We start from the raw sequence: 22,973 nt of genomic DNA, 5'->3' as shown, positions 1-22,973 counted from the left end.
AATGCTTTTCGACCGCGTCCGGCTCGCTCCCGTTGACTAACTGCACCTAGCTGTCTGATTTATTTCACTTTAAAGCGCTCCACCGAGGTCAGCAGATCGCGGGCAACCCCCACTAGGTTTTGCAGCGAACCCGATACCCGCTGGGCCTCCTGGGAGGTTTCCTGGGCGGTAAGTTCTACCGATTGCATCACCTGGGCCACGGCGCGGGACGTTTCGGTCTGCTCTACGGTGTCAGCGGTAATCGATCGCACCAGCACGTCGATCCGGTTTGACACTTGAATGATGTCTTCGAGCGATCGCTTCGCCTGCTCCGCCAAGCGGGTGCCCTCAATCACCTGCTGGGTGCCCTCTTCCATGGCGGTCATCACTCCGCCCGTCTCACTTTGAATTTGCAGCACGATCTGCTCAATCTCTTTAGAGGCCTTAGCGGCTCGGTCGGCCAGCTGTCGCACCTCGTCAGCCACAATGGCAAAGCCCCGGCCCGCTTCCCCAGCCCGCGCCGCCTCAATACTAGCGTTCAGTGCCAGCAAGTTGGTGCGGGAGGCAATCTGCGAAATTAACGCCACAATCTTCGAAATTTCCTGGGAAGATTCCGCCAGACGCTTCACCTTGCGGGTAGTCTCGGCCACCGTTTCGCGAATCTCCAGAATGCCCGCCACGGTGCGCTCTACCGACTCACCCCCCTTGAGGGCGGTAGACGATGCGGTGCGAGCTACTTCCTCAGCCTCACGAGCGCTTTCGGCCACCCGCTGAATCGAGTCGGTCATCACCTGCACCGAGTTCAGCGTCACCGCGAGTTCCTCGGCCTGGCGCAGGGCGTCTGCCGATAGACTGCGGGCAAAAATCTCGTTTTCCGTAGACCCCTTGCTCACCTGGCGAGCGGCCACACTCACCTGTTCCACAATCTCTCGCAGGTTTTGAATGGTGAGGTTAAAGGAATCGGCTACGGCTCCGAGCACGTCAGCCGTTACCTCCGCCTGCACGGTCAAGTCGCCCCGGGCGGCCCCTTCTACATCGTCTAGCAGACGAATTACCTGGCGCTGGAGGTCTTCCTTGGCCTGCTCTTGCTCCTGAGCTTTGCGCTGGGCTTCACTGGTGGTGGTTAAAATTACCCGCGACATTTTGTTAAAGCTGCTGGCTAGCCGACCAAATTCGTCCTCAGTAAATACCGTGGCTCGGGCCGACAAATTGCCCCGAATTACTGTGTCAAACTGCTGCTGTAGGTCGTCAACACTGCGACTTACCTGGCGGTGCGCCAAACGCCCAACCACTAGGGCTGAGCCAAACCCGGCTACTCCACCCGCCAAGGCCATCGCCGCGTGCACGCCCTTAGGCATCGATCGCCCTGGCTGTACAGTCGATGCAGCAAAGTTAATAACGCCTACCGCTAGGGCCGAGGCCACGCCAGCCGCAATGGCAACGATCAGCTCTTTTTTGGGCAGGGGAGCATTGTCTAAAAAGCCCAGCCAGTCTTGCTCAGTGGTTACCGCTTCCACATCGTGGCTATCGGTTTGGGTAAACACAGGCAGGCTATCGCTGGCCCCCGCAATGCTAAAAATATCATCGTCGCTGATCACCGCCTGATCGTTCATATCGCTGAGGTCAAAGGCGGAAGTGCCCCCACTAAAGCCGCTGTCGTCCGTTGAAGTCAGCCCTGAGGTGCCAACCGAGGGCGTCGTAAACCCAGCGGAACTGTCTGATAGCTCAAAATCAGGTAGGTTGCCCAGGTCATCAAAATCGCTAAATTCGTCTAAAAAGTCAACGTTGCTGCTGGGCTGGGTGCTGTCGTCTAAATCGGGCATGTATCCATTATCGGCAAAGGCGTTGTAGTCGAGATCAGAGCTATCACCAGCGGTGTCGAAGCCGTCAGTCAGTAGATCGGGTTCAGGGGCAAACACCGTCATGTCGTCGCCGCCGTCATCGGCAGGGGGCCAGCCTTGGTCAAAGCCGCGGGAGGCCAAATCCATGTCGCTGTAGAGGTCACCCCTTTGGGCCTCGGCGGCTACGCCAAAGGGGTCGTCAGCATTGCCCACCTCAAGGGAATCAAAGGAGGCATCATCATCAAAGGTGATGTCGTCTAGGCTCTCTTGGCCCTCTGCCCAGCCGCTGTCGGAGTCAGCACCAAAGCTAAGGCCGACTCTGTCATCAGGATCGGTGGTAAAGGGGTCGTCGGTGGCAAAGGGATCGGCTAGGGAGGTGTCGCTAAACCCACCGTTGGCGATCGAACCGGGCATGTCGTCCTCAAGGCTAAAGTCGCCGAGGTCGAGATGGCTATCTGACAGGCCAGGGGCACTGGTGGCACCAACACTGCTCTCTAAGCCCATTGACATCGAAGCACCAGTGTCGAAGAAGGTATCGCCAGCATCGGTTTCATAGTCTATAGCCGTACCGGAGGATGCCTCTGCGGCAAATTGGTTAGCATAGTCGAGGCCGTTGCTGGCATAGTCGACGTATTCTGGCTCTGAGGTGAGGTCGAGCACAGCGCTATATTGAGCGGCGGCAACATCGTACCGCTGTAGGCCGTAGCAGTAAATGTGGCCTCGCAGCAGCAGCACGCTGGGGTCTTCGGGATAATCGTCGGCCAGCTGATCGATAACTGCCGCAGCCTCCGAGTAGTTGCCCTGTACGTAGGCTCGTTCTGCTTTTTGATAGGCTTGAGAGTAATCGATGCCTGAAGCCATGGTCTTCTCCTGCCGGTGCAAATGTCCTAAGGGGTAAGGATGGGGCTAAGCCTAGGTGGCCCAGCGGGCTGAACGAATAACAGCAACGTGGTCAAGCAGTCTGAGGGTTTTGTTTTCCTCAGCGTCAATGACCCATTCACCGCGCAAAAATGGAGCCATTGTGTCGGGGCTATTGTCTGACACCCGGGTTTTGTCAGGGTTGAGCCAGCGGGTGCCCACAATTCGGTTGACGGCCAAGCCTAGCATAGTTCCCTGATCTTCAATGGCGATGACCGAAATCTCTGGGCGATCGGTGTTGAGCACCGATGAATACCCGAGAAACTGACCCAGATCGGCTACCCATACCACTCGTCCCTGCTCGTTGAGGGTACCCAGCAGCAGGTGCGATACGTTAGGAATGGGCGTAATGCGATCGGGGGGCTGCTCAATGATGCGACGAATGCCGGTGGCAGGCAGCGCAAATTCATCTTCGGGGGTGACAAAGAAACGCAAAAATAGCTCGCCATCGGGCGTTTCTAGCTCTTGCAATTCTGGATCTTGGTCTTGCCCGGTCTGGGTGAGAAAGTCTGGATTGCCTACCATAAGCCTGTTGTTACGTTATCCTCTGTTGCGTCACGCTTGAGTCTTATCCCCTGAGCAGCTGCTTGACCGTACCAACCAGTTCGGTGGGTTGAAACGGCTTGGCAATATAAGCGTCTGCTCCCTGTTTCATACCCCAGTAGCGATCGAATTCTTCACCCTTAGAGGAGCACATCACCACCGGCAAGTTTTGAGTTGAGGGATCGGCTTTGATGCGGCGGCAGAGCTCATACCCGTTCATGCGAGGCATGACAATGTCGAGCACAACCATGTCTGGGCGGTGGCTCTGAATTTGCTCAAGGGCTTCCATGCCATCGCTGGCTACAGTAACGCTGAGGCCTATACCCCGTAGTAGCTCGGTAATCATCTCCCGCTGAGGAACACTATCTTCTACCACCAGAACTGTACTCATAGGTTGATTCAAAAAAGGCCAGCTCAATGGCCAGACGTAAACCGTCAGTGACGCTATGTGACTGTTGCCGATCAAGGCTTAAGACACAGACTGACCGCGCTCAAAAGCAGCCCCTAAGGACTCCAAACCTGTGACTCTAACGTACCCTCAAACGCAGGCTATGCTTTCGGTTTAAATAAATTAATCAACCGGGTTGTTTAGATTATGGCGAATCTTATCGGAATTGATCCAAAAACCCTGGTTAGGCTAAGGAATGTTACTTGGGCATAGGGGCTTTGCTAAAGTCGAGGTCGAATTCGTCTTCAATGGCTTCGGCCAACAGGGTGTCGGGGCGGGGGCGGTTGAGGTCGCCAGGGCCAGCATACTTTTCGACTAGTGCCAGTAGTTCTCCAGGGCCAAAGGGCTTAGTCAAGTAGTCGGTTGCACCGACCATTCTGGCTTTAACTCGGTCTAAAAAGCCGTCTTTGCCGGTGAGCATGACGATGGGAGTTTGGCGAAAGGCGCTAGAGTGTCTCAGCATGGCGCACAGCTCGTACCCGTCGAGCTCGGGCATAGTGATGTCGCAAAGAACTAGGTTGGGCTGTAGCTGAAACAGCAGGCCCAGAGCTTTGAGGGGGTTGCCAATGGAGGTAGCTTCGTAGCCTTGCCCAGCGAGAATGCGCTCTACGGCCTGGCGAACGGTGGCGCTGTCGTCGACGCAGACAATACGGGGTAGGCGATCAGGCCCAGGCCGTTGATTCATGGGGGCCGGGTCTGCCTCAGTAGGGCTGTAGACCAGACTAATTTGTCCCTGTTGCAGGGCGGGAACTAGGCTGCGGGCGACGCTGAGCAGATCGCGACTGAGATAGCGGGCAATGCGGCGAATGGAAATTTTTCCATCCATCCAAGTAACCATGCGCTGGTAGACCTGGTTAGATACGCTGGCCTGAAAGGCTTCGGGTGCTAGCAGAACGGGGCACTGGTCGGGCGACTGTAGGTGGGGATGCAGCTGATGCCAGGTTTGAATTTGCTGGGTGATGCCTGCGACTAAATCGCTGATGGTGTGAGTCATCAGCTGGGGACTAAGGGCTGAGCTGAGCTGGAACACAAAGGCTCCGTGGTGGAGGCTCAGCAGGTCAAAGAGGGTCTCGTGCACCATGTGGCTCAGAATGGTGCGGCCCTGATCGGGGGTGATTAAGTGTTGTTCGAGCAGGGCCCACAGGGTGCCGTACTCGAGGGAGTTAAAGGCGGCGATCACGGCGGTGGTGCTGGGGTCTGGCAGCGATTGGTCAATGCCGTAGCGGTGTAGATGGTCGCGCAGGCGATCGAGCTTATTGTCGGTCGTGCCAGCGTAAACGAGGTGCCCGTTGGCTAAAAATACAATCCAGGAGCGGGAATCAGCCGCTGTGAGTCCCCCATCAAAGGATTGATTGGGGGACTGGTTGTTAGTGTTGCTGTAGCTTTCTAGGTACAGTTCGCCAGTGCGCTGCCCCAGCTCAATGAGCTGTAGGATGCTGCGAATATCGATTTCTGACAAATAACCCTGCATGAGGCAACCCAAGATGGGAACAGCACCTGATTAGCCAGGCCAGGAAAGTTGGGGGCTGAGTTCAGCATGCCCTAACTAGAAACCCAATCGTACCCTTTGATTCTCTTGGCGTAACGATTGCCCTGCTAGAGGGCGGTGCCGCTGTGCTGAAGTGTTTAGTTTGAGGAGGGCAACCGTGTTGGTCCAGTATGAAAGGAAGCAACCCTATTTGGTTTGTTCTCAGTATACGGCGCTTCGTCAGAGATCCTGCACGATCAGGTTATGGCTCTCTGCTCGGCGGGAAGATTTTTGGGAACTCTAAAAATGTGCTGTCTAACAGGTGATGCTGATGGGCTGCGACCGCTTGCCCATCATAACGATTTTACCGGGCAAAAATTAGCTAAGATTCCCATTAGCTTTGGCAGCAACGGTAGTAACCTCTAGATGGGTGAGATGGCTTGAGCCGTCATTCGAAGGCTGAGGCGGTTCATCGTAGCTAAGTTACCGCTGGTACGGTGCGATCGCGATTTTTCAGCCTGCAGGGCCTTGAACTTTACCCTGACTCAAAGGGTTTGCGATAGGGTTTATGGGTAAGCCGGATTATAACTACGATGGACGGTAGCTTTGGTGATAGTTAAGATATCTGGAACTTGAGGCTCTGAGCTAATCTGAGCCAGATAAACGGTGTATCAGGACACGTTTACGCAGCCGCAAAATCGTTTACCTAGACAGACAGCTCTGTTCCACCTCGCCCTCAACCCACGGTGCAAGGTTCTTAAAATTACTGCGTCAGATTTACTCCCCTAACATTAACGTTCTAAGCCACGAGGACCACCAGCGTGCTGTACCTAGCAGAAGTCCAGAAAAAGACCGGGTTTATTGGCAGCGGCAAGCCTGAGTTTAAGCTGCTTGCCTGCCAGCGCAGCGAGAATAGCTGGAGCACCGTGACCGGGGACGAGACCCTAGTGGCCCCTGACGACGCCTCCTACAACGCTGGCGCCCTGGTGATGGTGGAGGTCAGCAACAACCGCCAAATCCAGCGTCATTATGAGGCGGGGCGATCGCTAACCAGCATTCTCCAAAATTTCTCTAACCTGAGCAAAAAGTCCAAGACCCAGGAAGAAGAGATCGAGCAGTGGAAGCAGTCGCTTACCTTTCAAAGCCAGGAACTCAACCGCCGTGAGCTGGAGCTAGAGACCCGCCAGGAGCAGGTCGAGCAGGCCGAAGCCGATCTTGAACAGCTGGATGCCCAGCGGCAAGAGCTAGATCAGCTGCGCCAGAACCTTGAGCAACAGCAGGAAGAACTCACCCGAAAAAATCAAGACCTCGAAGGGGCTTGGGCTCACCTCAATGGTGAAATGCGCCGCCTGGAAGAGCAGCGAGCCGAAGGGAGTGCAACCGCTGGTCTTGACCCAGACCAGGTGGCTAACCTGCAAGGTGCCCTCAACCGTCTTACCGAAGCCGTGATGCCCGTTGAAGCCCTGCGGGATCCGCTCACCCACGCCACCGATGGGCTGAACTACCATCAGGGGCTGCTGGGCGACTATCGACAAGCCCTCGAAGGCCAACGCCAGGGATTAGAACAGCGCCAGCAGGAGGTAGACCAGCAGGCTAGCCAGCTCAATCAGCGCTGGGCCGACTGGCGTCGTGCTGAAGCTGCGCTGGTGGCTAAACGCGAAGATTTAAAGCTGCGTCAGCAGATGGTCAAGACTCAGCAGGAGCAGATTCAGACTCTAACGGATACCCTGCAAGCCCAGGCCAACCTGCACCAGAAAATCTATGACCTGCTCAACACGACCGACAAGGTGCGGCTGAGCAAAAAGGTCGATGTAGCGGCTTTAGAGGCGATGGATTTAGACCACCTCCAAACCATGGTGGGCGATCTGGAAAAAGACCTAGTGAAAATGTCTCGCTTTGTCTCCGATCAGGAAGAGGAGCTGACCCTAGAGCAGCAGGCCATTGATGAGATTAAGCTCAAGATTGAGCAGGCCAGTGAGTTTGAGCGCCTTCAGCTAGAAACCGAGATTGAAGAGGAGCAGGACCGTTACCAAATGCTCAACGAGACCCTGGTGGGCCAGCGGCGCAATTTGCTGGAGCGAGAGGAAGTGTTAAGTCAGCATCAGGCGGTGCTGCGGCGCCGCCAGGGCCTAACGGTGGAGGAAACGCCGGTTAGCGCTGTCGATCTAGAGCCTTTGCTCAACACGATTGATACTCAGCGCCAGCACACGACGGATACGATTCAGGCCCTAGAGACTGAGGTCAAGAAGCTCCAGGACAGCATTGGTCAGCTGAAGAAGGAGATTGAAGCTGCTGAGGCGGCCTTGGCTACTAACCGCGCTGAGGTAGAGGCGTTTGAGGCCGATCTGCGGCGGCAGCAGCAAGATCTAGCGGGCTTGATGGGCAAGCTAGCGGTCTGTGAAGAGCTGCTCAACCCGGCGCAGGAAAGCGTCAACGGGCTGAGGCAGTCTTTGGAGAACCTAACTGGGGCGGTGACTAAACTTCAAGAGGTTAACGACTACCAACTACAGGCGATCGCGGAGCTGCGCCAAACCGTAGTCAGCGTTGGCACTCCTCAGGTGGCGGCTTCCTAAGGTTTGCCTCAGAAACAGAGGTCCCAGGTGCTAGAGTCGGCTAAGAGACATCTAGAGGCATAACCGCGCATGATTTGGGTCAACGAACAGATTGATCCGTCGGGGATCATTTACTCGTGCATTGCCTGCAGCGACGAAGCCCAGGCTCAGGACTGCTATCAGTCATTTTTGGATAACCTATCCGACGAGCAACGAGCTGCTGGTTGGGTCGCCCAAATACGCACCGTCGAGTCGTGGGATGAGGTGCCTGTTAACGCGCTAAAGCTGAGCTATTGAGGTCTTAAATAGGGGAGGGTGCGAGTAGCCGGGCAAGACAGAGACTAGTGACTAGACTGTCGCCAGCGCCAGCGCTGATCGAGCAGCGTGCGGCTCAGCACTCGCACGGGATCTTGAGATTCACCAGAGAATAGGGCAAAGTCTATGGGTCCCCAGGTTTGCTCTGCCTCTTCTGCCAAGGCCAGCAAACAGGGGTCATCGAGGGCAATGCGATGGTCAAACCGCAGGGTGAGTAGGGGCAGACCCCCGTGCCCGGCGCCAGTAATAACCCCCCAGTCATACTGGTCTAACATCGCCTGGAGCGACGCGCTGGCGGCGCGTCGAAATTGCTCAAGCTGCTGTTGCTTCTGTCTAAATTCTTGCAGGAGTTGGTGATTGGTCAACTTCGAGCCCCTTCACTGGCAGTAGTGATATAAACACTCTTACTTGAGTGTAAGGGGCGGTTTAGCCTCTAGAGTTGAAGACTTTCTATTGCTCTTTCACGCCATTCTTCTGATAGCCCTATGCCCAGTATGGATTACATCAAACTTGACCAGTTCTTGAAGCAGATGCAGGCGGTCTCTACGGGGGGACAGGCCAAGCTGATAATTCAAGACGGCGAGGTGAGCGTCAACGGTGAGGTCGAAATTCGGCGGGGGCGCAAGCTGATAACCGGCGATCGCGTCTCTCTAGACGGGCAAACCTGGGTCGTTGATCTAGCAGCTCTAGCTTAGACTGACTTCAAGGTAATCATGCTGCCAACGCAGCCAAGCTTCGACAAGGGTTGCTTAGCAAAGTTTATCGAAGTGTTAAGCAATCTCGAATCTTACCCAGGGAATGCTGATCTAGCCTTAGGGCTATGGAAGATGAAACTAGCACAAAAACTTTTACTGAGATTTTTAGCGCTATGGGGTTAAGCGATATTTTAAGTGACAAGGTTGTGAAAGCCCAGGTGGTGGCTGACTGTGCCTCCCTCATCGATAAGCAGGTGGCCTCTAAGGGTGGCTTTGGGGGTATGGCCTTGAAAACTACCTACGGCGTCGTCAAGGGAATGAACTCAGGCTATATTCCTGGAGCCATTGAGCGTATATTGCCCGAGGTGGTGACCTCCCTAGAACCTCTGTGGGCCGAGGGCAAACAGGCGGGCGATCCGGTGGCCTACCTGACTCAGAACCAGGTGCGAGCTGCCGATGTCATTCTGGGAGTGACCGATCGCCGCATTGCCAAGACCGATAACGGGCTGGTGCGATCGTCGTATACCAAGCTGCGCCAGTCGGTCAAAGGCGACGTGGAGAGCGCTGTACCGGGACTAGCCAAGATTTTTGGCTGCTATAGCGTGGTTGCCTCCTAGGCACTGGAAGACAGACTGCTTAGCCAATGGCTTGGTAGAGCTGATCCCAATAGGGTTCAGCGAACTTAACTAGCCAGTCTTTGATGTGGTAGGTGGCCCGGCAGTCGTCTTCGTTGTAGCGCAGGATGGACTCTAAGTAAGTGCGATCGCCGGTTTCGGCCCAGGCGTTGTACCAGCAAATTGACTGGGCCCCGTTGGCTCCCTCGTCGCGCCAGTCAAAGCCCATCCAACGGGCAATGTGCTTGAGGGCGTAGCTCTCGATGGGCAGGGTGACGCCATCAGTGATGCACTTGTGAATATCAAAGAAGCGATCGAGCAGCGCCTCAATGCGGCGGTGGGGTGTACCGTAGAGCTGCCCCAGCTTGCGAACCGCCTGGGCCTCGTAGGGGCAGAAGTGGTAGATCGGCGCGTAGGGATAGGTGTGTACCAAATCGAGAAAATCGTTCCAGGCGCGGCGCTCCTGGTGGTGGTTTTCGGCCAGCAGGGCGTGGAAGTTAGTCTCACCGGTGCGGTGGTTAACCACCAATACCCCGTGAAGATAGATGAGGTTCTGATCAGGGGCGGCCTCGATATCAAAGTACAGCTCGACTTCGCCCTCGGGTAAATCTTCGGGCCACAGCGGGAACCCATGGGGAGCGTGGGGGGCGCTGCGCGGAATAGCGCGGTTGTCGATCAGGGCCTGGGCCTGGTGAACCAGCTTTTCGGCCACTTGTTCACCAAAGCCGGGCAGGGGAGCCAGGTGGGCAGGACTGGCCATGGCCAGGGCGGCAACGGTGGTGAGGTGATGCTGCTTCAGCAATTCGTAGCGGGCAGGGGTGACCCCTGGCAGCAGCGATAGGTGGCGGGTTGCTTTAGCCTCGGTGTAGCAATGGTTAAACCAGTGGCAGAGATCGCAGCGACTGTGGGAAATAAACAGCTCAGGCGTAGCTGTACTGCGCAGTTCCTTAAGGCAGTTGTTGAGCACCATTTGCAGTTTGGGTACCAACCGCGCCAGGTCGATGTGGTAGGTTTGCCCACCGCGCAGAGACAGGCAACTGGTGTCAGGCCACACCCCCTGTACCCGCGAGAGCACGTAGGCATGGTAGGCCGCGACCACCTGATAGTCGAGCTTCGGCTTTTTGCCCAGCTTGATATCTACGGGTATGTAGACCCAATCGCCCCAACACGACCAGCCGGGCCGCTTGATCAGCAGGTCGGGCTGGCTCACCAACTGCACCCCATCCACCGCCGAGGGGGCAGCCAATACCCCTTGGCGAATGGCCTCAACGCCTTCGGCCATCAGCGCTAACGTGGCTTTTGCCCCAGCAGCCCAGTCGCCCGATGGAAACTCGGGCCGGTAGAGGGGATAGTAATCTTCGAGCACTCGCTCACGGTGGGTGAAGCTATCTTGGCGCAGCTTGAGCAAGTAGTCGGAGGGGGACGCTTGCTGGATGCGATCGCCATAGAGATCTAAAAAGGCCCGCCGACTACAGCGCTGGTAGTGAAACAGCACATCGTCGGTGAGCCATTGAATGAGGGGTTTAGGCGTTGTCGTCTCAGCTGGAAAGCTCAGGGGGCTTTGCGGGCCACCCCCTGAACTGGAACGCGGTGGCAGGGGGTGGCTAACAGACAAAGCGAGTTATAGGGCAGGTGCTAGAGAACAAAGAAAGAGGCTGCTGTTGCGGATGCACCGAAGCTGTAGCAGCGCTTAGAGTATTGATGAGCATGGCCACGCCACAGTGCTGCGACAGCCATTCCTGAGTATCATCGCTCCATTGCTGCCAATCACTTCCCATAGCTGACCACTGGTTTGGGATCAATCCCACGGTTTCTTCTAAGCATGTTATACCCTACAGCGGCTTCCGGGGAAACGGAGCACGGTTTAGGTCACTTGGAAATGGGCTGAGGCTGCCCCCAGGGTTGGTCTGGGTGGTATAGGGTTGAAAAGATGCCCTTAATTCCCTAACCGTGATGGATTCTTCTGCCGCTGCTGTGCTCGATCGCCTGGCTCTCCATCGCCAGCAGTTTCCAGCCCTGAGGGATAAGCAGTACTTCAACTATGGTGGGCAGGGGCCGATGGCTCAGGCTACCCTAGACGCTGTTTTTCAGGCCCACCACCACATGCAAGAAATGGGGCCGTTTTCGGGGGCAACCAACCAGTGGGTGATGGCTGAGGCGGCCCAAACCCGGGCGGCGATCGCCGTTGAACTCGGCACTACTGCCGACACCATTACCCTCACCGAAGATGTCACCGTCGGCTGTAACATTCCCCTCTGGGGGATCGCTTGGAACGCTGGGGATCACATGTTGCTCTCAGACTGTGAGCACCCCGGCGTGATTGCCGCCGTACAGGAAATTTGTCGCCGCTTTGGCGTCACCTACAGCCTCTGCCCCCTACTCGAAACCGTGAATGGTGGTGACCCAGCCGCAGTCGTGGCTGAGCACCTGCAACCCAACACCCGGCTGCTGGTAGTCAGCCACATTTTGTGGAATACCGGCCAGGTATTGCCCCTAGAGCGCATGGTCGAAGTCTGCCGCGATCGCCCTAACCCAGTGCTAGTGCTGGTAGATGCCGCCCAATCCGTCGGTGCTCTGCCTCTGGATCTGCCTGCGCTTGGGGTCGATTTCTATGCTTTTACCGGCCACAAGTGGTGGTGCGGCCCCGCTGGGCTTGGTGGGCTCTACGTGCGCCCCGAGGCGATGGCGCACGTAGAGCCCACTTTCATTGGCTGGCGCGGCATTACCACCGATGCTGCCGCTAACCCCACCGGCTGGAAGCCCAACGGTCAGCGCTACGAGGTGGCGACCTCAAACTATCCGCTGCTGGCAGGGTTGCGGAGGGCGATCGCTCATCAGGCCGAGTGGGGCACTGCGGCCCAGCGCTACCAGCGTCTAGTAGAACTCAGCCAGCAGCTGTGGTCGCAGCTGCAAGAGCTGCCCTACCTTCGCCCGGTGCGGCAAACCCCGCCGGATTCTGGCCTGGTTTCCTTCTGGGTTTTGGAGAACGGCGAACCTTCCCCAGCCTGGCACAAGCGATTGGTAGATGAGCTAGAAACCCAGGGCGTGTTTCTCCGCACCCTGCAAGCACCCAACTGCGTCCGCGCCTGCACCCACTACCTCACGCTGGAGTCAGAAATAGATGGCTTAGTCGCTGCTATTGAGAGCATTCTCTCAGACTTGACATAAATCCAGAGACCCACTGGCCAGAGACCCACCAGCAACCCGCTAAACTAGAAGTCCGTGAGTACTATTGTGTCCAGATTGCATGATTGCCCCAGGTGCCGCTGACTTTCTCGATGAATACGATGTGGTCGTTGTGGGTGGTGGCCACTCGGGCTGTGAGGCGGCCTTAGCTTCGGCGCGTCTGGGCTGTCGCACGCTGATGATTACCCTCAACCTCGACAAAATTGCCTGGCAGCCCTGCAACCCCGCCGTGGGAGGCCCTGCCAAATCGCAGCTCACCCACGAAGTCGATGCCTTGGGGGGCGAAATTGGCAAAATGGCCGATCGCACCTACCTGCAAAAGCGCGTGCTCAACAATTCTCGCGGGCCGGCAGTGTGGGCCTTACGAGCGCAGACTGACAAGCGCGAATACGCCGCCGTGATGAAAACCATCGTCGAAAACCAGGAGAACCTGGTGATTCGCGAGGGCATGGTGACGGATCTGGTGCTTGGCCCCAACGACGAGGTGGTGGGAGTTGAAACCTACTTTGGCGTGGCTTTCAAATGTAAGGCCGTCATTCTCACTACCGGCACCTTTTTGGGCGGCACTATTTGGATTGGCGACAAATCGATGGCGGCAGGCCGGGCCGGGGAGTTTGCTGCCACCGGACTGACCGACACCCTTAACCGCCTCGGGTTTGAAACTGGGCGACTCAAAACTGGCACTCCGGCGCGGGTTGATCGCCGCTCGATCAATTTCGATGTGCTCGAACCCCAACCCGGCGATGATGACATACGCTGGTTTAGCTTTGACCCCGAGGCCTGGGTTGAGCGGGAGCAAATGCCCTGCCACCTCACCCGCACCACCGCCGCCACCCATCGGCTAATTCAAGAAAACCTGCACCTGTCGCCGATCTATGGCGGCTGGGTCGATTCGAAAGGCCCTCGCTACTGCCCCAGCATTGAAGACAAAATCGTGCGCTTTGCCGACAAAGAGAGCCACCAAATTTTTCTGGAGCCCGAGGGCCGCGACATTCCTGAAATCTACGTGCAGGGTTTTTCGACCGGCCTGCCCGAGAAACTTCAGCTGGCCATGCTGCGCACGCTGCCAGGGCTAGAGCACTGCGCTATGCTGCGCCCCGCCTACGCCGTGGAGTATGACTACCTGCCCGCCACCCAGTGCTACCCCACCATGATGACCAAGCGGGTTGAGGGGCTATTCTGCGCGGGCCAGGTGAATGGCACCACTGGCTACGAGGAGGCCGCTGCCCAGGGCTTTGTGGCTGGGGTCAATGCCGCCCGGCTGGTGCGCGGTCAGGAGATGCTGGTGTTCTCCCGCGAGCAGAGCTACATAGGCACACTGCTCGATGATCTGTGCACCAAGGACCTGCGGGAACCCTACCGCATGCTGACTTCGCGCTCAGAATATCGGCTACTGCTGCGATCGGACAACGCCGATCAGCGCCTGACCCCCCTGGGCCGAGAGATTGGGCTAATTGACGATCGCCGCTGGGAAATCTTCACCCGCAAGTGCGCCAACATTGCCGCCGAAAAAGAGCGCCTGTACGAAACCCGGGTCAAAGAGCATGACGAACTGGGCCAGCAAATTTCGGCGGACACTGATCAGCGCATCAAAGGCTCGATTACCCTGGCCGACCTGCTGCGCCGTCCGGGTCTGCACTACGGCGACTTAGACCGTTACGGCCTCGGCAATCCATCCCTGATTCGCGAAGAGAAAGAGGGAGCCGAGATCGACATTAAGTATTCGGGCTACATTCAGCGGCAGCAAAACCAGATCGACCAGGTGGCCAAAAGCACCAATCGCAAGCTGCCCGAAACCCTTGACTACATGGCGATCGACACTCTTTCAAAAGAGGCGCGCGAAAAGCTGAACCAGGTCAAACCGCTGACCATTGGTCAGGCTTCACGCATTGGCGGCGTCAACCCTGCCGATGTCAACGCCTTGCTGGTATACCTGGAGATTCAGTCACGACGTGGGCAGGCGACCCCCGCTGCAATTCGTTAGAATCAAGCCGATTGACTCCAGGGGCAACCATGGCAAAGCCAATTTTGATCACCGGAGCTTCTAGCGGCATTGGCTACGCGCTGGCCAAAGTTTGTGCCGCCCGTCGTCACGACCTGGTGCTGATTGCTCGCCGGGAAGAACCCTTACTAGAGCTTAAGGATGAGCTACAGAAGGCCTATGGCGTGCAGGTGCTCACCTATCGCGGCGATCTGACCGATGTCAATACCCGCTACCAGTTCTATGAATGGACTCAGTTTAAGGGCATTACGCCCTACGCCTTGGTCAACAACGCCGGGTTTGGAGCACTGAAGGCGTTTGCGGATGCTGATTGGGACAACCAAGACGCCATGATTCAGCTCAATATTGTGGCGCTGACCCACCTGACGCGGCTGTACCTGCCCGCTATGATTGCCCAGGGCCAGGGCCGCATTCTCAATGTGGCCTCTACGGCGGCATTTTTGCCGGGGCCTTATATGGCAGTGTATTATGCCACCAAGGCCTACGTGCTGTCGTTTACCGATGCGATCGCCACTGAACTTCAGGGTACCGGCGTTACCGCTACCACCCTCTGCCCTGGACCCACTCAGTCAGAGTTTCAGACGCGGGCTGAGATTAAAGATGCCAAGCTATTTGCGAGCAAAACCCTACCCACTTCAGCAGCCGTCGCCGCCTACGCCTACACAGCGATGGAAAAAGGCCAGCGCATTGCTGTCCACGGCACGAGTAACAAAATGATTTCGCTGGTAACCCGGCTGCTGCCCCGCAAGAATTTGGCCGACGTCACAAAGGGGCTGCAAAAGCCTGCGTAGGTGAAACCCTTGCCCGATAATGTCCTAGAATCTCGGCTGGTGGCTCATTTGGAGCAGGTGGTGGGCGATCGCAACCCCTACTTTGCCTCTGCCAACCACTTTTTTGTGCAGCAATACATCCAGCAAGAATTTTCCCGCTGGGGTCAGTGCACAGGCCATACCTTCGAGCACCGAGGTCAACAGCACACCAACTGGGTCCTGAACCTGCCAGGGCGAGATCCCCATCGCCCGCCTATTTTAGTTGGGGCTCACTACGACTCAGTGTCTGGCTCTCCTGGAGCCGATGATAACGCTACCGGAATTGCGGTGCTGCTGGAGCTAGCCCGCGCCTTTGCCGAGCGGCCAGGCAGGTCTCCCCTGCGCTTAGTAGCGTTTGATCTAGAAGAATTGGGCTTTGTGGGCAGCCGCCACTACGTCGATGACCTGCACTGGCGCGGCGAACCTCTGGGCCTCATGCTATCCCTTGAAATGCTGGGCTACTGCTGTCACCAGCCCCACTCCCAGAACTATCCCCCTGGGTTAGAGCGCATCTACCCTAACCAGGGCAACTACATCGCCCTAGTTGGTCCTTGGCAAAGCATTCCCACCATGATGGGGCTGTGGTGGGGGTTTCGTGCCGCCGAGTTGCGTAGCCAGTGGCTACCAGTTGTGAACCAAGGAAAAGCTGTGCCCGACACTCGCCAAAGCGACCACGTTCCCTTTTGGGATCGGGGCTATCCGGCCATTCTGGTCACGGATACCGCTTACCTGCGCAACCCCCACTACCATCAATCTACCGATACCCTAGACACCCTAGACACAGGGTTTCTCACCCAGGTGTGCCAGGGGTTAATCTACGGCTTGCGTCGCCTGTAGCTGCTGATAGTCGGCTTCGGCCCTAATTACCATCGCTGGGTCAACCCAGGCTCCTTCGTACTTGAGGCCCCAGTGCAGGTGCGGCCCGGTGGTGCTGCCGGTCATGCCCACCCGACCAATGCGCTGGCCCGAGGTTACCATTTGCCCCTGGCGAATTTCTATGCCGCCGTCGCGATCGACCAGTACCCGGCCTCCTTCTTTTTCGACCACGATGCTGCCCTGCATGTGGCAGTAGACGTGGGTCCACAAGCCAGATTGAATGATGGCGGCGGTGCCGCAGGCGGTGTGATCGTGTACCTCAACTACTTTACCTGCCCACCAGCTGCGGATATAGCTGCCCATGGGGGCGGCCAGGTCTAGCCCGTAGTGGAAACGGTTGCCTCCCATGGGGTGTTGCCGATAGCCAAAGGGTGACGTGTAGCGCGAAAAATTTTCTAGGGGAAACGACGCGCCTAGCCAAGGGTTGACCGGTGCCTTGGCTACCGCTTGCTCTTCGGCAACGACCTGGGGAGTCGATTGGGTGAGTTCTGACATAATGCTAACGCCTACGCTGAGCGCAACAATCCAGCTCAGGGCTTGCGCCCCGCCACGGTGACCATTCATATTTGCAAAAATTGAGTGGCTGAAATCTGCAACAGTACAGTTGCATTACCAAGAGTAGTTCAATTGTACTTATTTGCCAAGGATTTCTACTTAATTCGGGCTAGGCCCGTGGATAGAGAGGAGACAATCTCAGGTTTTGCCTGGCTCAAGGCCTATGGGTTCACCCCGTGGTGGCTCCAGTACCTCCACGGTGCCAGTTTCGCCGTTGACGCGCACCCACTGGCCGGTGTGCAGCCGCTGGGTGGCGTTGGTCACATCCATAACGGCGGGAATGCCGTACTCGCGGGCGATGATCGCCCCGTGGGAGAGACGACCGCCCACTTCGGCAATCAGCCCCTGGGCACGGGCCAGCAGGGGTGCCCAGCCGGCATCGGTGTAGGGCACCACCAGAATGAAGGGGCCTTCGGTAGCGGTCACAGATTCAAGCTGGGTCACTACCACCACTGGGCCCGCGACGGTGCCAGCGCTGGCACCAATGCCGGTGAGCTTTTGCTGCACGGTGGCGGTGGGCATGAGGGGAAGCTGGCGGCTGGGAGGCTCGTTGCCAAACACCAGGTAGGGAACGGCGCGCATCTTCTTGTCTCGCTCATACTGGGCTTTGCGATCGCCAATCCGCTCCCGCACCCCCCTCCAATCGGGCGTTTCACGCCCCGTTACCAACTCTTGAATTTCCTCCAATGTAAGCAAGAAGATGTCATCCCGTTCCTGCAAACGCCCTTGCTCTTGCCACTGGGTTGCTAGGGCTAAAACACTCCAGCGCAGCTCAGCTAGCAGGCGGTTGTAGATGGTATTCACCTGTCCCTTGAGATCGAGGCGACGCTGCACGGTGGTGGCTTTGCCCTGGGGTGCAATGGCGGCAGTTTTTGGAGGTGGTGGCTGCTGCACAAACTGGGCTAGCAGTTCGCGCACTGGGCCAGGGCTTTCTTGCCACGTGGCCACGGCAATGTCGGTGCCCACGGGGCTAAGGTAGCCATACTGCTCAATAAATTGCCCCATGGCCTTGAGCAACGATTCGCCGTCGGTGCTCTCAGCCAGGGCTGTCATCAGCGACGAGCTGTCGGTAATGCGAGCCAGCTCGGGCTTTGAAAGCGTCTGTCGAATGTCTTGGGCGATCGCCCGCAATGCCTCCAAAGCGGCAATCTCGGCGTTTTGCATGGGGTTGAGGCTTTCTTCCGGCACCTTGAGCAGGGCGCGGCGCAGGGCAAAGCTAAGCGGGCCAAGGATGTTGTAGTAGGTGACCCGCTTCAACAGCTCAAGAATCGTATCTACTCGGTCGAGCAATTCCTGGGGCGTGAGGGCATCCCTAGGGGTACTGGCTAAGGCTTGGAGGGCGGGCTCAAAGCGATCGCGATTCTCCTGGGTAAACTGCTGCTCCAGCTTGAGCTCACGGCGCAGCAGGCGCACCAGACCGGGTATATTCCGCAGCGTGGAGCCGAGGGGAGGGCGGCTAAACTTAGCTCCGCGGGTCAAAAACTCCAGGCTTTCGGCCGGCAGGCCCATGCGGCGGAAGATGTCCCCCAGCAGCGTGGCGTTGAAGTAGGCGTGGGCGTGGTGCAGCGTAGCGGTAGCTTCAAAGTCAAGCCCACGGGCGCGATCGCCCAGCACCACCGTAAAAATCTCGCCCCACACGCCGCAGGTCAAGGGCCGGTTGATCGACCAAGTCAGCGGACGAATCGTGCCGGGGATCACCTCGGCGGCGATCTTGCGTGTCCACAGTGGTTGCAGTGTGGTGATGGGTCGGCTCTGCAACAGCCATAGGGTGTTGCCGTCAAAGCTCCACTCAATGTCTTGGGGAACGCCCTGGTAGCGGCTCTCTAGGTGGCGAGCCAGGTAGGCCACTTGTTGAAGCAGCCGCGAGGGGGTCTGGCCTTGACCTTCTACCGTCAGCGTCAGCGCGTCGGAGAGCTGCCAATCGGCCTCGGCGATCGCCGCAAGGGGGGGCACATCGTCGGGCTGCACCAGCACCCGATACTGTTCGGGTGTCACCTGCCCCCCCACCACCTGGTCGGCCCCGCCGGGCAGCGCCTCGATCACCACCGCATCACCGCAGCGGGCAATCGGGTCACGGCTAAAGGCCACCCCCGAAAACTGCCCCTGCACCTGCTGCTGCACAATCACCGCCAGCCCCTGCTCGGGCAACCCCTTGCTCTGCCGATAGGCCTTTGCTTGAGGCGCGTTATAGGACGAGAACACTCGCACGATCGCCGCCGCCAGCGCCTCCTGGCTGGTGATATTCAAAAATGACTGGTAGACTCCCGCCGCCGAGGCCGTGCCCGTGTCTTCGTCCTGGGCCGAGGAGCGGACAGCGAGGGGCTGGGTGGGGGAGGGCTCGGCGATCGCCAGCAGAGCGGTCGGGTCATCTCCGGCGGGCAGCACATAGCCGCGCGGCACCGGGTAGCCCCAGGCCGTTAGCTGACCCAGAGCGGCTGCTTTGTGGCCAAACTTAGCGGGGTCAAGGGGGCGATCAAGGGCAACAAGGGCGCGATCGCCGCGAAAAAACCGAAACATGGTGCGAGACTCCAATCGTCCTTCATCGTCAGGCAAATCGAGATCGTCAGGTAGCTTTTGATAAATCCAGGCGATCAGCCCGCTAAGGCAAGACATCGCCAACACCAGCTCTCCATCTGAGTGGCGCAGAGCGGTGATCAGCGGCAGCAACACCAGCGACAGCAGCCGACCCTGACGCCGCTCGCGAAAGATGGTAAACCCCAGCCCGCTGAGCATAAACGTCAGCAGCGCCGTCGGCCAGTCGTACGCCGCAACCCCCCACACCACGTTAGTGGTGCCCGCTCCCTTGGCAAACCAGTAGCGGCCCATCACCAGCCCAATCAGAGCGATAATTTCCCACACCGGGTCTGCCGGAAAGTAATAACGCGCCAGCAGCACGACCCCAATGCCCTTGGCTGCCTCCAGCAGCACTGCCACAATGCCCGCTACTTTGCCCCCGTGGTAAAAAGCAGCCGACACGCCGACATTGCCCGTGCCCACTCGCCGCAGCCGTTTCCCCGAGAGCAGTCGAGTCGACCACCCCGTCAGGGGTAGCCCACCCACTACGGGAGACAGCACAAAGATTAAAAAGGCACCCCAAACCTGGGTAAGGGTCATAGCCATTGTCGTTAGGGGTTAGATGACATCAGCAAAGGGTCAGGGCATTGTACTACCCCTTAAACCTTACACCGGGAATCTTAAACCCTCTGTATCCCTGCGCCATTGCAGGGCAGTAACCCTATTCATAGGGTCTAACGTCGTACTGGATGTAGGGCTGCGGCTGGGCCGGCGGCGGCAGGGGCTGCTTTTCGTAATAAAAGTAGGGATTGGGCGGCATGCGCACCGGATACATCATCGGCTGGGGTGGCGGCTGATAGGTGCGCCGCTGCAGGTGCATAAGCCATAAGGCAATAACTGCAAAGGCCGTGCCGCCGCCCAGCACCAGCAGCATAAACAGCCCCAAAATGCCCCACAGCAGCATGGTCTGAGTCTCGTTGTTGCGTGGTATCGACTCAATCAGCCGCACCTGCTGGGAGGTCATCTCCTCCACTGCCGTCTGGTAGGTGTCGAGTTGCTCCCGCACAGCTTGCGTTTCGGCCTGCTGACGTTCGAGCTGGGCCTTGAGGTCATCGGCTAGATTCTCCTGGGCGCGCAGCTCGTCTTGTAAGCTGTTTACCAGATCTTGCTGTCGGTTCAGATCGCGCTCAAAGCGGTCTTGCTGTAGCTCTTGGCCAGCGGTGGGCGGCGATGGCACCGGTACGGTCTGAACGTTCAAACTTTCTGCACTGGGAGGGGGAGGCGGCAGCGATGGCGTTCTTCCCGTGCCGGTTTTGACCAGCATCGTCAAAATAAACAACGCACCACCGGCAGCGCAACAGGTGATTAAGATAGGTTTTTCCCTCGTCAATCCCTGCAAGATCTCATTCCCTTGTAGTGGTGATGTTAGTTAGGATTTCCAGGAACGTTCAGGAGCGATCTTAAAGACGATGAAACCCAGCCTAAGGGAAGGGTAGCGCAGCGATAGGTTTCCTGAGAACGGTCTAGCGACCGATCTACCGTGGGAATTATCAAACATCCTGAAGACCTAAGGCCTGCTGCATCTCATTAACAATAAACAGAATGCAGAAAATACCTGTGATTTCTAGGATCTATACATCAGATCATTATACATCGGCCCAGAATTGGCACAACAAAAACCGGGTTTCTGCCAGGGTAGCCAACAAAAGCTGGCTATTTTGGCAGAAACCCGGCTGGGTGACGATGATTTCTAGGTCTAAAGGCGGTTTAGTTGAACGAGCACTCTACTGTAATTTTCAAGTTGCTCTCTGCTGTGCCTTTAGTAACATAAGGAACGCCTGCCTCTCCGCCGACCTTGAGGCCAAACTCTAGGGTGACTTTTTCGACATTAGCGGTGGCCATATCTTTGAAGGCATTCATGGTGTAGCTGGTATAGGTGCGAATGGTGCCTTCAATGGCCTTAAAACTCTGGGCAGCGTGAACCTGGGCTGCTGGGGCGGTCATGTTGAAACCCTTGGCGGTGCGGGTGGTTTCAGCATAGGGATCGGCGTAGGGGGCTGGAGCCGAGTCTGGAGCAACCACGTCGTCGGTGGCCTCCATGTAGATCTCGGTGCCATCCTCTAGGCGGATAGGGACCAGTTGAGTCATAGTGCACACTCCGATGGTTAAGATGCGTATCCAAGCGCTAGCATTCCCAAATCGGTGCAGTGTTCACCAATTGGCCTTAGAGCCTGTGCCAACAGGTTTTCCGTACCGCAACCGATCCCCCCAACGCTTTAGTTTTTGTTTATAAAAGAAAGGAGGGAATCTCAGCCGAGAGGGTGACGATGGCAGATTTGGCGACGGATGTTTACACCAGCAGTGGTGAGTTTTTATACCCGGCTGAGGATGCTCAGCAGATTTTGAGTATTGCGATCGCCCGTCAAACCGAGTCAGGTGAGCTTTCCCGCGCCCAGCTATTAGAAATTGCCGACGAACTGGGCATCTCTGCTGACACGATCGCCGCTGCTGAGCGCGAGTGGGATATAAAAAAGTACGAACTTGCCGACCAAAGGCTATTCGATAGCCAGCGCCAGCAGCGATTTCACCATGGGTTGTCTCGATTCGCTATCTATGGCGGTTTCTTGCTGCTGTTTTTGGTGCTGACAGGTGGTGTTGGATTTTGGGGTGGGCTGGTGAAGGCTTTCTTATACCTGACGGTGGCACCCTGGGGTCTGAAGCTCAGCTGGGATGCCTGGCGTATCTACCGCCCCAATGAGTATGGCTACCGCAAAGAATTTCAGCACTGGCGGCGCAAGCAGCAGATGAAGCGGGTTGTTGGCGGTGCTATGCGGCGACTGCTGGGGCCGTCTTAGCGGCCCGCCGGATGTCTCCCCTTTCTGATCTCTCTTAAATAGTGGGGAGCACAAACAACGGAGTGCAGCCGCGCAGCGATGCAGCCTAGGTGTGGGTAGGGGTCTTGGTTGAAGTTGACGCCTGTACGCGCGATCGCACCCAATCAAACCATTCCTCTAATCCTTCGCCAGTCTTAGCCGAAACTGAAATGATTGTGCAGTGGGGATTCATCTGCCGCACGTTGGCCGCGATCTGCTCTATGTTCACGTCTAGGTAGGGAGCCAAATCTACCTTTGTGATCAGCAGGCAGTCGGCCTCTTGAAACATAATCGGATACTTGAGAGGCTTGTCTTCTCCCTCAGTGATGCTCAGCAGGGCGACTTTGGCGTGTTCGCCCACCTCAAATTCGGCGGGGCAGACCAGGTTACCCACGTTTTCGACCAGCACCAGATCGAGGGCATTTGGGTCGTGCTGATGCTCTAGGGTGTGGATGCCACCCGCGACCATTTTGGCGTCTAGGTGGCACGATCGCCCCGTGTTGATCGCTACCACCGGCACCCCGTATTGGCGCAGGCGATCGGCATCGAGTTCGGTGGTCATATCGCCTTCGATGACGGCGATCGCTAGATCCCCGTGCAGCCCTTCCAACGTGCGCTCCAGTAGCGCTGTCTTACCTGCCCCAGGGCTGCTCATGATATTCATGCAGGTGATGCCCCACCCGTCGAAGTGGGCGCGGTTGTGGTCGGCCCCCGCCTGGTTGACATGGAGCAGATCGATACCCAGGGCGGCGTCAAAAGTTTGGTGCATAGAGGTCTCTTTTGGG

20 protein-coding genes are annotated in these 22,973 nt (G+C 57.4%); 9 read left to right on the top strand and 11 right to left on the bottom strand.

The genetic code is table 11. The features are described 5' to 3' along the window. Window positions 1–59: 59 nt before the first annotated feature. The 4 genes from H6F57_RS14380 to H6F57_RS14365 form a co-directional block, all read right to left on the bottom strand. Window positions 60–2,681, bottom strand: a complete 2,622-nt coding sequence (locus tag H6F57_RS14380) for a methyl-accepting chemotaxis protein (protein ID WP_190627172.1) — start codon at window positions 2,679–2,681, stop codon at window positions 60–62. 51 nt (window positions 2,682–2,732) lie between these two features. After that, on the bottom strand, window positions 2,733–3,263 hold the full coding sequence (locus H6F57_RS14375; RefSeq protein ID WP_190627170.1) for a chemotaxis protein CheW: 531 nt from the start codon (window positions 3,261–3,263) through the stop codon (window positions 2,733–2,735). Between the two features lie 43 nt (window positions 3,264–3,306). Further along, window positions 3,307–3,672 (bottom strand): response regulator, encoded by a 366-nt coding sequence (locus H6F57_RS14370; protein WP_190627168.1) that lies wholly within the window; start codon window positions 3,670–3,672, stop codon window positions 3,307–3,309. A 256-nt stretch (window positions 3,673–3,928) separates the two neighbouring features. Next, entirely contained in the window at window positions 3,929–5,200 is a 1,272-nt protein-coding gene (locus H6F57_RS14365; protein ID WP_190627166.1) for a response regulator, read from the bottom strand. Between the two features lie 818 nt (window positions 5,201–6,018). On the opposite strand from H6F57_RS14365, the gene hmpF reads away from it, so the two are divergent. Together hmpF and H6F57_RS14355 are read left to right on the top strand one after the other, a co-directional pair. Beyond that, window positions 6,019–7,770, top strand: a complete 1,752-nt coding sequence (gene hmpF / locus H6F57_RS14360) for a pilus motility taxis protein HmpF (protein ID WP_190627164.1) — start codon at window positions 6,019–6,021, stop codon at window positions 7,768–7,770. A 69-nt stretch (window positions 7,771–7,839) separates the two neighbouring features. Next, window positions 7,840–8,046, top strand: a complete 207-nt coding sequence (locus H6F57_RS14355; RefSeq protein ID WP_073608126.1) for a glycogen debranching protein — start codon at window positions 7,840–7,842, stop codon at window positions 8,044–8,046. Between the two features lie 44 nt (window positions 8,047–8,090). Here H6F57_RS14355 and H6F57_RS14350 read toward each other — a convergent pair whose 3' ends face one another. Then, entirely contained in the window at window positions 8,091–8,429 is a 339-nt protein-coding gene (locus H6F57_RS14350) for a hypothetical protein (protein ID WP_190627162.1), read from the bottom strand. A gap of 120 nt (window positions 8,430–8,549) precedes the next feature. Between H6F57_RS14350 and H6F57_RS14345 the strand changes: the two genes are divergently transcribed. Continuing rightward, entirely contained in the window at window positions 8,550–8,759 is a 210-nt protein-coding gene (locus H6F57_RS14345; protein WP_190627160.1) for an RNA-binding S4 domain-containing protein, read from the top strand. 125 nt (window positions 8,760–8,884) lie between these two features. After that, window positions 8,885–9,376, top strand: a complete 492-nt coding sequence (locus tag H6F57_RS14340; RefSeq protein WP_242024879.1) for a hypothetical protein — start codon at window positions 8,885–8,887, stop codon at window positions 9,374–9,376. A 19-nt stretch (window positions 9,377–9,395) separates the two neighbouring features. Here H6F57_RS14340 and H6F57_RS14335 read toward each other — a convergent pair whose 3' ends face one another. Then, entirely contained in the window at window positions 9,396–10,988 is a 1,593-nt protein-coding gene (locus H6F57_RS14335) for a TM0106 family RecB-like putative nuclease (protein WP_242024878.1), read from the bottom strand. A gap of 338 nt (window positions 10,989–11,326) precedes the next feature. On the opposite strand from H6F57_RS14335, the gene H6F57_RS14330 reads away from it, so the two are divergent. The 4 genes from H6F57_RS14330 to H6F57_RS14315 all read left to right on the top strand — a co-directional run bounded on the left by H6F57_RS14330 (window position 11,327) and on the right by H6F57_RS14315 (window position 16,207). Further along, complete coding sequence (locus H6F57_RS14330) at window positions 11,327–12,541, top strand: aminotransferase class V-fold PLP-dependent enzyme (protein ID WP_190627158.1); 1,215 nt, start codon at window positions 11,327–11,329, stop codon at window positions 12,539–12,541. A gap of 79 nt (window positions 12,542–12,620) precedes the next feature. Continuing rightward, on the top strand, window positions 12,621–14,543 hold the full coding sequence (mnmG, locus tag H6F57_RS14325; RefSeq protein ID WP_190627156.1) for a tRNA uridine-5-carboxymethylaminomethyl(34) synthesis enzyme MnmG: 1,923 nt from the start codon (window positions 12,621–12,623) through the stop codon (window positions 14,541–14,543). Between the two features lie 29 nt (window positions 14,544–14,572). Beyond that, window positions 14,573–15,352 carry an SDR family oxidoreductase gene (locus H6F57_RS14320; protein ID WP_190627154.1) on the top strand — a complete coding sequence of 260 codons (780 nt, stop codon included), beginning with the start codon at window positions 14,573–14,575 and terminating at the stop codon, window positions 15,350–15,352. Window positions 15,353–15,361: 9 nt separating this feature from the next. After that, on the top strand, window positions 15,362–16,207 hold the full coding sequence (locus tag H6F57_RS14315) for a M28 family peptidase (RefSeq protein WP_190627152.1): 846 nt from the start codon (window positions 15,362–15,364) through the stop codon (window positions 16,205–16,207). On the opposite strand, the gene H6F57_RS14310 is transcribed toward H6F57_RS14315, so the two are convergent. From H6F57_RS14310 to H6F57_RS14295, 4 genes are all read right to left on the bottom strand, one after another. Further along, on the bottom strand, window positions 16,181–16,810 hold the full coding sequence (locus H6F57_RS14310) for a M23 family metallopeptidase (RefSeq protein WP_190627149.1): 630 nt from the start codon (window positions 16,808–16,810) through the stop codon (window positions 16,181–16,183). The two genes, H6F57_RS14315 and H6F57_RS14310, sit on opposite strands and share 27 nt — an antisense overlap. A 129-nt stretch (window positions 16,811–16,939) precedes the next feature. Then, window positions 16,940–19,915, bottom strand: a complete 2,976-nt coding sequence (locus tag H6F57_RS14305; protein ID WP_190627335.1) for a glycerol-3-phosphate acyltransferase — start codon at window positions 19,913–19,915, stop codon at window positions 16,940–16,942. Between the two features lie 121 nt (window positions 19,916–20,036). Continuing rightward, complete coding sequence (locus H6F57_RS14300) at window positions 20,037–20,639, bottom strand: hypothetical protein (RefSeq protein ID WP_190627147.1); 603 nt, start codon at window positions 20,637–20,639, stop codon at window positions 20,037–20,039. Window positions 20,640–21,082: 443 nt separating this feature from the next. Further along, on the bottom strand, window positions 21,083–21,463 hold the full coding sequence (locus H6F57_RS14295; protein ID WP_190627145.1) for a CU044_2847 family protein: 381 nt from the start codon (window positions 21,461–21,463) through the stop codon (window positions 21,083–21,085). Window positions 21,464–21,642: 179 nt separating this feature from the next. On the opposite strand from H6F57_RS14295, the gene H6F57_RS14290 reads away from it, so the two are divergent. Beyond that, window positions 21,643–22,170 (top strand): 2TM domain-containing protein, encoded by a 528-nt coding sequence (locus tag H6F57_RS14290; RefSeq protein ID WP_190627143.1) that lies wholly within the window; start codon window positions 21,643–21,645, stop codon window positions 22,168–22,170. Between the two features lie 85 nt (window positions 22,171–22,255). Here the strand turns inward: H6F57_RS14290 and hypB are convergent, their stop codons facing one another. After that, window positions 22,256–22,957, bottom strand: coding sequence for a hydrogenase nickel incorporation protein HypB (gene hypB, locus H6F57_RS14285; protein ID WP_190627140.1), 702 nt, complete (start codon window positions 22,955–22,957; stop codon window positions 22,256–22,258). Window positions 22,958–22,973: the final 16 nt, after the last annotated feature.

Origin of the sequence: Leptolyngbya sp. FACHB-60, from assembly GCF_014695775.1 — a bacterium.
Lineage (GTDB): Bacteria > Cyanobacteriota > Cyanobacteriia > Phormidesmidales > Phormidesmidaceae > Nodosilinea.
The sequence above is the reverse complement of the archived record's forward strand: the minus strand, read 5'-3'. Positions and strand labels throughout refer to the sequence as shown.